11 protein-coding genes are annotated in these 12,572 nt (G+C 58.3%); 3 read left to right on the forward strand and 8 right to left on the reverse strand.

Features of this window, described 5'->3' with window-relative positions:
• Positions 1–8: 8 nt before the first annotated feature.
• A complete protein-coding gene (locus DBR00_RS11130; RefSeq protein WP_108486403.1) occupies positions 9–1,367 on the forward strand; it encodes an HlyD family type I secretion periplasmic adaptor subunit in 1,359 nt (452 codons plus the stop codon).
• Between the two features lie 6 nt (positions 1,368–1,373).
• Here DBR00_RS11130 and DBR00_RS11135 read toward each other — a convergent pair whose 3' ends face one another.
• The 5 genes from DBR00_RS11135 to aceK all read right to left on the reverse strand — a co-directional run bounded on the left by DBR00_RS11135 (position 1,374) and on the right by aceK (position 7,791).
• Positions 1,374–1,982 carry a tRNA-uridine aminocarboxypropyltransferase gene (locus DBR00_RS11135; protein ID WP_108486404.1) on the reverse strand — a complete coding sequence of 203 codons (609 nt, stop codon included), beginning with the start codon at positions 1,980–1,982 and terminating at the stop codon, positions 1,374–1,376.
• A gap of 76 nt (positions 1,983–2,058) precedes the next feature.
• Entirely contained in the window at positions 2,059–3,624 is a 1,566-nt protein-coding gene (locus tag DBR00_RS11140) for a PAS domain-containing methyl-accepting chemotaxis protein (protein WP_108486405.1), read from the reverse strand.
• A 176-nt stretch (positions 3,625–3,800) separates the two neighbouring features.
• Entirely contained in the window at positions 3,801–3,926 is a 126-nt protein-coding gene (locus DBR00_RS21045) for a PA1414 family protein (RefSeq protein WP_256582993.1), read from the reverse strand.
• A gap of 89 nt (positions 3,927–4,015) precedes the next feature.
• Entirely contained in the window at positions 4,016–6,055 is a 2,040-nt protein-coding gene (locus DBR00_RS11145) for a TonB-dependent receptor (protein WP_256582994.1), read from the reverse strand.
• A 5-nt stretch (positions 6,056–6,060) separates the two neighbouring features.
• The gene (gene aceK / locus DBR00_RS11150) at positions 6,061–7,791 is read right to left on the reverse strand and encodes a bifunctional isocitrate dehydrogenase kinase/phosphatase (protein WP_108486406.1); all 1,731 of its coding nucleotides are present in this window, start codon (positions 7,789–7,791) and stop codon (positions 6,061–6,063) included.
• Between the two features lie 202 nt (positions 7,792–7,993).
• Here aceK and DBR00_RS11155 point away from each other — a divergent pair, with 202 nt between their 5' ends.
• Positions 7,994–8,887, forward strand: a complete 894-nt coding sequence (locus DBR00_RS11155) for a DMT family transporter (RefSeq protein WP_108486407.1) — start codon at positions 7,994–7,996, stop codon at positions 8,885–8,887.
• Between the two features lie 81 nt (positions 8,888–8,968).
• Here DBR00_RS11155 and DBR00_RS11160 read toward each other — a convergent pair whose 3' ends face one another.
• The gene (locus tag DBR00_RS11160) at positions 8,969–9,271 is read right to left on the reverse strand and encodes a DUF1883 domain-containing protein (RefSeq protein WP_108486408.1); all 303 of its coding nucleotides are present in this window, start codon (positions 9,269–9,271) and stop codon (positions 8,969–8,971) included.
• 155 nt (positions 9,272–9,426) lie between these two features.
• Here DBR00_RS11160 and DBR00_RS11165 point away from each other — a divergent pair, with 155 nt between their 5' ends.
• Positions 9,427–10,461: an RNA methyltransferase gene (locus DBR00_RS11165; RefSeq protein ID WP_108486409.1), complete on the forward strand. Its 1,035-nt coding sequence runs from the start codon at positions 9,427–9,429 to the stop codon at positions 10,459–10,461.
• A 23-nt stretch (positions 10,462–10,484) separates the two neighbouring features.
• Here the strand turns inward: DBR00_RS11165 and DBR00_RS11170 are convergent, their stop codons facing one another.
• The gene (locus tag DBR00_RS11170; protein WP_108486410.1) at positions 10,485–11,462 is read right to left on the reverse strand and encodes an alpha/beta fold hydrolase; all 978 of its coding nucleotides are present in this window, start codon (positions 11,460–11,462) and stop codon (positions 10,485–10,487) included.
• 219 nt (positions 11,463–11,681) lie between these two features.
• Complete coding sequence (locus DBR00_RS11175; RefSeq protein WP_108486411.1) at positions 11,682–12,512, reverse strand: undecaprenyl-diphosphate phosphatase; 831 nt, start codon at positions 12,510–12,512, stop codon at positions 11,682–11,684.
• Between the last annotated feature and the right edge of the window lie 60 nt (positions 12,513–12,572).

Here is a 12,572-nt window from a genome sequence, read left to right on the forward strand (position 1 = left end):
GAACAGCCATGTCCACACGCCACTCGATTCGCGATTACTTTGCCAGCATGCACCAGCGCAAGCAGGATACCGAGTTCATGCCAGAGGTCGACGGGGCCATTCTCGAAGACTCACCTTGGTTCACCCGAATCACCATCTGGGTGGTCAGCACCTGCCTGTTAGCGGCATTGGCTTGGGCCCATTTCGCCATTTTGGAAGAAGTCACTACCGGTGAAGGTAAAGCTATTCCTTCTAGCAAGATCCAGGTCATCCAGAATCTTGAAGGCGGCATTGTCAGTGAAATTTTCGTGCGCGAAGGCCAAGTGGTGGAAAAAGGTGCCGTGCTGTTGCGCCTGGATGACACACGCTTCCTCTCCAACCGTGGTGAGACCGAAGCCGACCGACTGGCCCTGGTCGCCAGGGTCGAACGCCTGACGGCTGAGGCTGAAGGCCGACCACTCAATATGCCCACCGATATCCTGAACCAGGCACCGCAGCTGGCCGAGGATGAATTGGCGCTTTACCAGTCGCGGCAAAATCGGCTGCAAAGCGAGCAACGCACACTCGGCGAACAACTGCGACAGAAGACTCAGGAACTGGCCGAGTTTCGTGCCAAATCCCAGCAGTACCGTTCCAGCATGGGCCTTTTGCAGCAGGAACTGGACATGTCGCAACCATTGGTAGCTACCGGTGCCATTTCGCAGGTAGAAATTCTCCGCTTGCGCCGTAGCCTCGTGGAAATACGCGGCTCACTAGACGCGACCAACCTGGCCATTCCCAGAGCCGAATCGGCGATGGATGAGATCAAGAGCAAGATCGAGGAGTCAGAGCTGAGCTTCCGCTCGGAAGCCTTCAAAGAGCTCAACGAAATCCGCACGGAACTGCAAAAAATTACCGCCACCAGCCTAGCCATCGATGACCGGGTCAGCCGCACGACAGTAGTTTCACCCGTACGTGGCATCATCAAGCAGCTCAAGGTCAACACCATTGGCGGCGTTGTCCAGCCCGGTAGTGACATGCTGGAGATTGTCCCGCTGGATGACAGCCTGCTGATTGAAGCCAAGGTACGGCCACAGGATGTAGCCTTTCTGCACCCGGGCCAAAAGGCCATGGTTAAGTTCACCGCCTATGACTACACCATCTATGGCGGACTCAAGGCCAACCTTGAACTGATCAGCGCCGATACCATCACCGACGAAGAAGGCAACAGTTTCTACCTGATCCAGGTGCGCACCAATAAGAGCCATTTGGGCAGCGAGGAACGTCCACTGCTAATCATCCCCGGCATGGTCGCTACCGTGGACATCATCACCGGAGAGAAAAGCGTGCTCGACTACCTGCTCAAACCGGTACTCAAGGCGCGCTCAGAAGCCATGCGCGAACGCTGAGGACACTTAGCCCACCGCATCAGCATGGTTACGCTGAAAGGTGTGCTCACCCATCGCCTGGATCTGTCCCTCGATCAACGCCTCGAATGGCGCAAGCAGTGTATCGAAACAACTGGGCGCCTCAATAATGTTGAGCGCTGACACAATCGCTTCGATAGTCGATATCGCCCCTGGCATGGGCGCTTTACGCAAGCGATAGCGCGACTGCAGCCCCGGCGGCAACATCACCCGCGGCAAAGCTGCCAGAAGCGGGTTCAGGTGCAACAGTTTACGAGCCTTACGCCAGGTGCCATCAGGCACTACCAAAAGTAACGGGATGTCATGGCTCTGTTCGGCAAACGGCAATAATGCCTCGGCCTGCTCTCCAGGGAACAAGAGGCAGGCACGATAGCCAGGCTGCTTGAGCAACGCAGGCAGCGTGTCGAACACTTCACCTACCCACAACTCAGCATTGGTCAATCCCAATACAGCCAGACGTGCCGTGTTAAGTGCATGCTGCACCTCACTCGGGTGCTGCAATATCAACACCCGAGTACGGCTCGGCAAATGGGGAATCAGCGCACAGAGGCAGCGATTGCTTGGACGGGTACAGCGCGGGCATTGCAGGCGTGGCATGGTGTTCTCCTCTGCCACGCAGTGTGCCACAGACACTATTCGGAGGCGCCAACCTCACAGGGATCTGAGGCTGACTTCAGCGGTTGAATCGTTCGGCCAGGCTATGCAGGTAGTCAGCCATGTCCTCTAGTTCCTGACCAATCTGCGCGCCCTGATGCGCTTGATCAGCACTGCGATCAGATAGCTGGGCAATCTGAGTAATCTGCCGACTGATGTCTTCAGCCACATGGCTCTGCTCTTCGGATGCGGCAGCCATCTGTTGGCTCATACTCGTAATACGGCTTACCGCCTCACTTATTCCAGCCAATGCGGTACGCACAGATTCGACACTACCGACACTTTGCTGGGATATCTCCTCGCCTTTACCGGCCGTGACCACTGCACGTTCAGCACCAGCCCGCAGCGACGAGATTATTTGATGGATTTGTTCAGTGGACTCACGAGTACGCGAGGCCAGCGAACGAACCTCATCGGCTACCACGGCAAAACCTCGTCCTTGCTCACCAGCCCGAGCCGCTTCGATGGCGGCATTTAATGCCAACAGATTGGTTTGCTCAGCAATTGAGGTGATTACATCTGCCACACTACCGATGGACTGTGTTGAATTAGCCAAATCATTTACAGCCTGACCAATATCCATCACCGCGTTGGCCATCTGCTGCATCGAACTCAGACTGCCACTGGCCAACGCCAGCCCCTGCTTGGCCAACCGATCAGCATCTTCGGCCGCATGTGAAGTGTTTTGCACGTTGTGCGCCACCTCTTGAATGGTGGCGGCCATTTCGTTGATCGCCGTCGCTGACTGATCCGTCTCAGTGCGTTGTTGATCCAGCATCTGTGCGCTGGAACGAGACAAGTCGGCAGAACGTGCGGCATGTTTCTTGACGTTATTACCGGCATCCTCGATCCGTGTAAGCGCTGTCTGCAAACGCGCCTCTTCGCTGATCATGGCCATATCGAGCAGCGCTTGCGCGCCACGACTGTCGGTATAGGTAAGCGCAACGAGGGCGCTGGTAAAGGCTTTGGGATGTTCTGCCAGCGTCCTACGTATAAGGCTGCGTTTGCTGTAAAGCTGAAAAGAGCCGAGACCAAACATGGCCGCCACGATAAACCCTAATAACCAGAGATCGGTCAATACAAAGTGTGCCCCCAGAATAATCAGACCAATGAGAATAAGCGGCCATGACTGAATAATGTCGAGGGTCCAGTACTCAAGCTTCGGCACCGGTGATTTACCTTCACGCAAACGCTTATATAAGTCATCTGCACGACGCTTCTGGGCATCGTCAGGTACTGAGCGGACTGACTCATAACCCACAACGCGCCCATTTTCGTAAATGGGCGTAACGTATGCACTGACCCAGTAAAAATCACCATTCTTCGCACGGTTCTTGACCATGCCCATCCAGGGTTTGCCCTGTTTGATGGTCTCCCACATATGAGCAAAAACGCTGGGAGGCATATCAGGGTGGCGCACCAGATTGTGGGGTTGCCCCAGCAACTCTTCGCGGGTAAAGCCGCTGATTTCTACAAACGCATCATTGCAATAGGTAATGATGCTGTTGATGTCGGTTGTGGAAATAAGCCGTTCATCCTTGGGGAAAGTTCTTTCTCGCCGGGTCACTGGAAGGTTCTGGCGCATCGAAGCTATCCCTGTTTTACGATTTACAACTCTAGGTCTAGCACAGCCCCTCAAAGCCGCTAGGTCATGCGCCGTTGAATATGTATTTATGATGACTTGGAGCAATTCACAGACAATACGACACAGCAGCTAAATACATGACTGCTGTGTTGAGGATAAACAGAGTGAATGGGCGGTTAGTGACGGGGGCCTTTCGGGTTCACCGCATGGTTATGCACAGGAATCGGCTGCAGTTGCGGTTGCCTACGCAAGCCGAGAATAACTAACAGATCCAGCAAGACAGTCTGCAACTTGGTATTCATGAAATTGCCTCCAGCCAGGAACATCGGACAGGTGCATGCACACCTGTCTCAAGCCTAGATCAGGCCTGAGTAATCTGCTGGCACAACCGTTAAAACATCACCCGCACGCCGGCATACACAGTGCGCCCCGGACCTGGCTCGAAGTAGCGCGCATTGCCGTCATTGATACGCAGGTTGTCGAAGTAGTCGCGCCCCAGCAGGTTATCGATGCCCAAGTACGGCTCCAGGCTTTGCTCGGCAAACTGCAGACGTTTGCCAAGCCGCAGGCTGAGCAAGGCATGCCTAGGGGCAGACTGAGTATTTCGGTCATTGGCGTAGACCTGCGTCTGCGCTGTGACGCCCAGGCGCAGATAGAAGTCTTGATGTTCATAAGCCACTTCACTGAACAGGCTCTGCGCCGGAATACCCGGCACACGCTTGCCAGAAAAATCCTCAGCCTGGGCCTGATAATCGATAAAGCGGTAGCGGTTGTAGGCATAAGCCAGGGACCAACGCCAGGCATCGGCAAGCTGCCAGTCGAGGCTCAGCTCCACACCATCGCGCCGTGATTGCCCGGCGTTGCGGTAAAAGTTGCGTCCCGGTTGCGCCGGCAAGCTAAACGCCAGCAGTTCATCCTCCAGATCGATGCGGTATAGCGCCAGGGCATAGCGCAGCGCAGGCCATTCCCCCTTGATGCCCAGTTCACGACTGAACGCCTGAGCCGGTTGCAAAGTGCTGTTGAAGCCTGCGCCTTGGGGGTTCCCCAGCTCGTTGATGGTGGGCGTTTCGAACGAACTGGCCAGACGCGCATAGAGTGATTGCTGAGCGCTGAAGCGATAACTCAAACCGCTGCTGTAATTCCAATCAGCCAGGCGCCGTGAACCAGAGTCATCACGGTTATCGATCAGGTAGGCATCATCCACCGCCAGGCGCACGCGGTCGTAGCGCAGCCCGAGCGCCGCCTGCCATTGCTCGCTGAGGTCGATCTGATCCTCGACAAACAGCCCCTGACTCAGCGCCGACTCCTCCTGTTGCTGGCGCAACGTGCCGCGTTCGCCGAGTAGGTTGTCATGGCGCAGCCGATCGTCGCGCTGCGCCTCCAGGTCAAAACCGGCGCTGAGTTTATGCGCCAGACCGGCCACATCACGGTAATGGCTGTACTGTCCACCCACGCCGCTGAAATAGCGCTCAAAGGTGGTCTGCCCGTTTCGCTCAAAACCCAGGCGGTTGCCAAACTCGCGATGCCCCAGGTAACTGCGCAGCTGATACTGGTCAGCTCCCGCGCCATAACCCTCCCAGACCAAGCCAAGGCGTTGCTGGCGGATATATTCATCAGCATCAAAGCGCAGGTTGCCGGCTGCCGCCTGGCGGCGATCTGCCTTGACTTCAGCTGCCGTCAGGCCACCTGGGTCTTCAGCGCGGTTGTCGATGGCATTGACGCTTAAGCGCAGTTGGCCGTTAGGCGCATACCAGCGCAGCTTGCCGGTCAGGCTGTTGGTCTGCGCGCGGCTGTGCTCACGGTAACCGTCCAGCTGGCTGCTGTTGAAGGCCAGCAGACCACCCAGATTGCCATCACTGCCGCCCAACTCACCACGCCAGCGCTGATAACCTAACCCGGCTGCGCTCAGGTCCAGCTGCATGGACGGCAGACTTGGCGGCTCGCGGGTGTCGATGACCAGTACGCCGCCAGCGGCATTGCCATACAGCACTGAGGCGGGGCCGCGCAGCACCTCCATACGCTCGACCAGGCCAAGGTCGAGGCCATCGAGTTCAGTCTGGCCATCCGGCATGGTCAGGGGCACACCGTCGACCAGTACCCGAATCCCACGCACACCAAAATTACTTCGCGCGCCAAAACCGCGAATGGCCGGACGCAGCCCTTGAGCCAGGTTGTAGCGGTTGAGGCTAAACACACCGGGCACGCGGGCCAGCCAGGCACCCAGGGCGAGGGACTGCTCGCCCTGGGTGGTCGATGCGTCAACCACGGTTACCGCAGCAGGCGTACTCAGCCAGCGCACATGGCTACGCGGGCTGGTAATCAGCAGCGGCGAGAGTTCTACCGCCGTCGCCTCGACCTCGGCCGCCAGCAGCTCTGGGCGCTCCGCCAGTAGCCACAGCCCGGCAGTCAGTGCGGCACAGGCAACACGCACGCGGCTCAATACTCCTTGTCGGCCTGATCCTTGCGCCGATAGGGGAATACGTCGATCACCTTGCCGGCACGAATGGCCTCCTGCAGGCTCTTCCAGTAATCGGCGTCATACAGGTCGCCATGCAGTTCGCTGAACAACTTGCGCTGCTTGATATCGGCAAACAGGAACGGCGGAAACTCCTCGGGGAACACATCCAGAGGGGCCACCGAATACCAGGGTTCAGAGGACATTTCATCCTCGGGGTAGCGCGGTGGCGGAATGCGTCGAAAGTTGGCTTCGGTGAGGAAGCAGATCTCGTCGTAGTCGTAGAACACCACACGGCCGTGGCGGGTAACGCCGAAGTTCTTCAGCAGCATGTCGCCGGGAAAGATGTTTGCTGCCGCCAACTGCTTGATCGCCAGGCCGTAGTCGTCCAGCGCCTCGCGCACCTGAGCTTCGCTGGCACTTTCCACATACAGGTTGAGCGGGGTCATGCGCCGTTCTGTCCAGCAGTGGCGCACCAGCACCGTGTCGCCATTGACCTCGACGGTGGACGGCGCTACTTCCAGCAGCTCCGCCAGGCACTCGGGGTCGAACTTGCTTAATGGGAAGCGGAAATCGGCAAATTCCTGGGTGTCAGCCATACGCCCTACCCGGTCGACGGTTTTCACCAGGCGGTACTTCTCAATCACCGTGGCGCGGTCGACGTTCTTCGAGGGTGAGAAGCGGTCCTTGATGATCTTGAACACGGTGTTGAAGCCCGGCAGGGTGAATACGCTCATCACCATGCCACGCACCCCCGGGGCCATGACGAACTTGTCGTCGGTGGTGGCCAGGTGGTTGATCAGCGAGCGGTAGAACTCCGACTTGCCGTGCTTGTAGAAACCGATCGAGGTGTACAGCTCGGCAATGTGCTTGCCCGGTAGGATGCGTTTGAGGAAGCCGACGAACTCCGCCGGATAGCCGACCCGCACCATGAAGTAGGAACGGGTAAAGGAGAAGATGATCGACACTTCGGCTTCGTCGGTAATCAGCGCATCGATCTGAATCCCCTGCCCTTCGCGGTGCAGCAACGGAATCACCAGCGGCCATTGCTCGTCGCGGGTGTAGATACGCCCCACCAGATAGGCACCCTTGTTGCGGTACAGGCGCGAAGCGAACAACTCGATGCGCAGATCAGGGTCCTTGCACACCCAGTCCGGCAGGCTGTCGCGCAATTGCTTGAGCAGGCGCGCGAGGTCACGCTCAAGGTTCTCGTAGCCGACTTCGAAACTGAAATCTTCGAAGATCTGCCGCAGAGCCGGCTCTACATCGCCCTTGGGCTCGTACACGCGGGTTTGCGGGGCGCGCTCATTGACCCGCAGAGCCGGGCGGGTGGTGTGGATGAACATGCAGCCGTCGTTGATCTGATCATGGCTGAACAGGCCGCAGAAGATCGAGTTGAACCAGGTTTCCGCCAGTTCATCGTCGTAGCGCAGGTCGATCAGGGCGATATAGGCCGACTTGACCAGCGGCCACTGTTCCACATCCAGCAGCACGTCCGCTTCATAGGCCTTGCGCAGGCGCTCGCTGACCGCCGTGACATATTCTTCATACAAGGCAATCCGGGCCGCAGATGCCTGCTGGATCTCCTGCCACTGGGCCTGTTCGAAACGCACCCGCGCCCCGTTGGTAATCTGCCGGAACTGCTCGCGGTAATCGTCGAAGCCTTCGAGGATAAGTGCGGCAATCGCGCTGGCCGGCCATTGTTGTGGCATAAACGAACCCCTACAGAAGAAATGCGGATAATCCGCCGAGCTTATCCAGTGGCCGCGCCAAGTAAAAGCCGGCAATGCATGGATAGACGCTTATCTACAAGGAAATATTGCCAGTTCAGTACTTTGAAGGCGTATTTCGGATTGCCTTGGCAGACGCTCCCGGCAACACTGCTCGGCCTGTTTCGCTGTCGTGGAGTCTGTTGTGCGTCTTGCTGACCTGATCCGTCTGCTATTGCTTGCTGCCATCTGGGGTGCCAGCTTTCTCTTCATGCGCATCGTCGCGCCGGTACTGGGCAGCATGCCGACCGCGTTTTTCCGCGCCAACCTGGGCATGCTCGGCCTGCTGGTGATTCTCCTGCTGATGCGCGTGCGCTGGGACTTCAGTGGCAAGCTCAAGCACTGCCTGATGCTTGGTGTGATCAACGCCGGCCTGCCCTCGGCCATGTATTGCATGGCCGCGCTGGTACTGCCGGCCGGCTATTCGGCGATTTTCAATGCCACCACCCCTATGATGGGCGTCCTGATCGGCATGCTGTTCTTCGCCGAAGCCCTGACCCTGAGTAAGGCGGTCGGCGTGGCCATCGGTCTGTTCGGGGTGGCGGTGCTGACCCGCACCGGCCCGGTGGAATTCGACCTTAATCTGCTGCTGGGCGCGGCCGCCTGCCTGGTGGCGACCGCCTGCTATGGCGTTGCCGGTTTTCTCACCCGCCGCTGGATTGGCCAGCAAGGCGGTCTGGACAATCGCCTGACGGCCTTCGCCAGCCTGTGTGGTGCCAGCCTGTTTCTGCTGCCCTGGTTTGCCGGCTCCCTGGTGATGCAGGCACCAGCCAGCTGGGGCGGGCTGGAGGTCTGGCTTTCGCTGGCCGGGCTGGGCTTTATCTGTACAGCATTCGCCTACGTGCTGTATTTCCGCCTGCTCAGTGATATCGGACCGATCAGGGCCAGCACCACCACCTTCCTGATCCCGCCCTTCGGCGTACTCTGGGGCGCCTTGCTGCTCGATGAGCCGCTGTCCTGGGCCTACCTGTATGGCGGAGTACTGATCGCCATCGCCCTGTGGCTGGTGGTTCGCCCGACAGCCGGAAAACCCGCTTGATGCCAGCTTGGGTCAGGAAAAACCGCATAAAAAAGCCCGCTGTGATGCGGGCTTTTTTATGCAAAACCGCTCAAGCAGCGCTCAGCTCAGGCGCGAGGTCGACTTGCGAATGATCTTGATCGAATGTTTGAGTGTCGGCTTGCGCGTCACGCTGATGGCACGGCGAGTCACGGTGTCGATCGTGATATTCCAGAAGCCGCTGCTAGGCACAGTGATCTTCGCTGGGAAGGTGTCGAATGCGCCACCGTGGTAGGTATGCCGACCGCCATTTTTAAAGCTGCGGAAGTTGGCATCACTCATCAGGCGAATGTTGCAGGTCTGCGAACACTCGATCACGACGATATCGTCTTCGTTGAGGTGTTCGCGCTGGTGTATAAATTTCATTTACCGCTCCGCACAGCTGGGTCAGGCCAATCAGGTTGCCAGTATGAGTGCCCGGCGCGGCTTGAGCAAAGGCTAGTCGTTTTGTATGCGCATCCGATGCTTGTCCATCTCAACGCATACCACCGCAACCTGGCCGGTGGTAGCATGCGCGCCCCATGCATATTCACGAATTTCAGCAACGCCTGACCGACCTCGGTGCCAAACCCATGCACATCGGGCGCATTACCCGTGCCTGGCTGCGCGGGATGCCGCTGGACACCGGTACGCGAAACCAGAAGACCGAGAACTTTCTGCCACTGGCAGTGCGCAATGCTCTGCCCGAAATCAGCAGCGAACTCGATGGACTGGCGCGCCTCAGCTCCGAGCACTCAGCAACGGACGGGGCGGCACGCTTGCTGGTGGAGTTGGCCGACAAGCAGATGGTGGAAAGCGTGCTGCTACCACGCGATGGCCTGTGCGTCTCCAGCCAGGTGGGTTGCGCAGTGGGCTGCGTGTTCTGCATGACCGGCAAGAGCGGCCTGCTGCGCCAGCTGAGCACCGCCGAGATTGTCGCCCAGGTGGCCCTGGCGCGGCGCTTTCGTGCAGTGAAAAAGGTGGTGTTTATGGGCATGGGTGAGCCGGCGCACAACCTTGATAACGTGCTCGAAGCGATCAATCTGCTCGGCACCGAGGGCGGTATCGGCCAGCGTAATCTGGTGTTTTCCACCGTCGGCGATCCACGGGTGTTCGAGCGTTTGCCGCAGCAGCAGATCAAGCCGGCCCTGGCGCTTTCGCTGCATACCACCAATGCTGAACTACGCCAGACGCTGCTGCCGCGCGCGCCGCGTATCGACCCTGAAGAGTTGGTCGAGCTGGGCGAAGCCTATGCCCGACAGATCGATTACCCCATTCAGTATCAGTGGACACTGCTCAAGGGCATCAACGACAGCCAGGCGGAAATGGATGGCATCCTGCGTTTATTGAAGGGCAAGTACGCGATCATGAACCTGATTCCCTACAACAGTCTGGAAGCGGATGCGTTTCAGCGCCCCGAGGGTGACCGTATCGTGCAGATCGTGCGCTACCTGCACAGCCGTGGCGTGCTGACCAAAGTGCGCAACTCGGCCGGCCAGGATATTGATGGCGGCTGCGGACAATTGCGCGCCCGCGCGAGTGAACTCGTCAGCAAGCGCAAGACTCGCACTGAATAGCCGGGCCAGGTTTTCTCTAATGCTTACGCCGTAGCCGGCACATATTGGCGCTGCAAAAAATCCAGCAGTAAGCGGTTAACCTGCTCGGCCTTCTCGTTCTGAATCCAGTGCCCGCACTCACTCAGCACATGCTGCTCCAACTGGGGCACACGTTTGGGCATCTGCTTGAGGGTGTAAGCCTCAAGAGTGCCGACCGGGTCCTGATCACCCAGAAGAAATAACGCAGGCTGTTCAATCTGCCGATCCGCCAGGGCCTCAGTGCGCAGCCAGTTGCGTTCGAAATTGCGGTACCAGTTCAGCGCACCATAAAAGCCGCGACCCTCGAAGGTTTTCCGGTAGTGATCGAATGCCGCGTTATCACACCAAACAGGCAGAGCGCCGGGGTCGAGCATGCCCTCGAACAGCCCTGCCCCAGCCGGCTTTTCCTGCAGAAAGTGGTCCTTGGGCACAGCCGCCGACGTGTTGTGCATCATCATGCGCAGGGTGCTTGGGATGTCAGCATCCATTTCCGCCTCGGCTACTCCAGGCTGCTGAAAATGCAGGATGTAGTGAAAACGTTCGGCGTACAGCTGACGCATGATCTCGATGGCCGGTTGCCTGGGGCGTCCGCCAAACGGCACCGCCATGCCGACTACGGCCTGCACCCGTTCAGGTTCAAGCAAGGCCAGGTGCCAGGCAACGGGTGCGCCCCAATCGTGGCCGACCACGCACACCTGTAACTGGCCGAGTTGGTCCATGGCTGCCTGGATATCGGCGCAGATGGTCAGCAGATCGTAAGCCGCAGGATCACGCGGCGCGCTGCTCTGGCCATAGCCGCGCATTTCCGGAATCTGCACGCGATAACCGGCAGCCGTTAACGGCTCGATCTGCTGGCGCCAGGAATGCCAGCACTCGGGAAAGCCGTGCAGCAACCAGACCGGTCGCCCAGTCGCGGGACCGGCGCTGTATAGACTCAGGTCAATGCCGTTGACCTGAAGGATGTGCTGCTCGAGCTGATGCATATAAGCCTCCATTAACCGAGGCCACTATGACAAAGGCACATCCAGGAGTGGGCCTTTATTTATCCGCCGAATATCTGGAGCTTGTTGCCGTTTCGTTCGCGGCCGCGCCGTCGCCTGTTTTAGCGCGAGGCAAGGCACGAGACACGAAGTTTGGTTGTTGCAAATGAGTGTCGAGAATCCAGTACCGCGCTAAAACAGCGCCAGGCTCTTACCCAGCAATCAAGATTGCGCCGTGCTCCAGTCAATCCACTGCAGCTGCCAGGTCGCCAGAATCAGCAAGCCAAAGCCGATGCGGTACCAGGCAAACGCCGCATAGCTATGTTTACCGATAAAACTGAGCAACGCCCGTACTGCAATCATGGCGAAGATAAACGAGGTGACAAAGCCAATTACAAACACCGGCAAATCACTGGCCTGAAACAGGTCACGGTACTTGTAGCCAGAGTACACCGCAGCACCAACCATGGTCGGCATGGCAAGGAAGAAGGAAAATTCGGTCGCAGCCTTGCGCGACAGACCGAACAGCAGGCCACCGATAATCGTCGCGCCGGAGCGTGAAGTACCGGGAATCATTGCCAGGCACTGCGCGAAACCGATCTTCAGCGCATCCTGCCAAGTCATGTCATCCACGCTCTCGGCGTGTACCAGATGCGTACGCTGCTCAGCCCAGAGCATGATCACCCCACCCACCACCAACGCCAGCGCCACGGTGATCGGGTTGAACAGGTAATGATGAATAAGATCGGCGAACAGCACGCCCAACGCCACGGCCGGCAAAAACGCAATCAGCAGATTGGCGGTAAAACGTTGTGCCTGCGGCTCTCTAGGCAAGCCGACAACAATGCCGAGAATCTTGCGCCGGTACTCCCAGACCACAGCAAGAATCGCCCCAAGCTGAATGATGATATTGAAGGCCATCGCCCGCTCACCGCCAAAACCGATCAGATCAGCAACGATGATCTGATGCCCGGTGCTGGAAATCGGCAGGAACTCGGTGAGCCCTTCCACTACGCCCAGAATCAATGCCTGAGCGGCAACCCAAAGATCCATCCCACTCCCCCAAAATGTGCGTTACCCCGCACGACACAACGATGATGAATCCGCGAGGGC

Source organism: Pseudomonas sp. HMWF032 (assembly GCF_003060885.1).
GTDB lineage: Bacteria > Pseudomonadota > Gammaproteobacteria > Pseudomonadales > Pseudomonadaceae > Aquipseudomonas.

Excerpts from the sequence above, each read along its gene's own strand:
- DBR00_RS11130 (WP_108486403.1), top strand. The coding sequence starts at position 9 with ATGTCCACACGCCACTCGATTCGCGATTACTTTGCCAGCATGCACCAG.
- DBR00_RS11135 (WP_108486404.1), bottom strand. The coding sequence starts at position 1,982 with ATGCCACGCCTGCAATGCCCGCGCTGTACCCGTCCAAGCAATCGCTGC.
- DBR00_RS11140 (WP_108486405.1), bottom strand. The coding sequence starts at position 3,624 with ATGCGCCAGAACCTTCCAGTGACCCGGCGAGAAAGAACTTTCCCCAAG.
- DBR00_RS21045 (WP_256582993.1), bottom strand. The coding sequence starts at position 3,926 with ATGAATACCAAGTTGCAGACTGTCTTGCTGGATCTGTTAGTTATTCTC.
- aceK (WP_108486406.1), bottom strand. The coding sequence starts at position 7,791 with ATGCCACAACAATGGCCGGCCAGCGCGATTGCCGCACTTATCCTCGAA.
- DBR00_RS11160 (WP_108486408.1), bottom strand. The coding sequence starts at position 9,271 with ATGAAATTTATACACCAGCGCGAACACCTCAACGAAGACGATATCGTC.
- DBR00_RS11165 (WP_108486409.1), top strand. The coding sequence starts at position 9,427 with ATGCATATTCACGAATTTCAGCAACGCCTGACCGACCTCGGTGCCAAA.
- DBR00_RS11170 (WP_108486410.1), bottom strand. The coding sequence starts at position 11,462 with ATGCATCAGCTCGAGCAGCACATCCTTCAGGTCAACGGCATTGACCTG.
- DBR00_RS11175 (WP_108486411.1), bottom strand. The coding sequence starts at position 12,512 with ATGGATCTTTGGGTTGCCGCTCAGGCATTGATTCTGGGCGTAGTGGAA.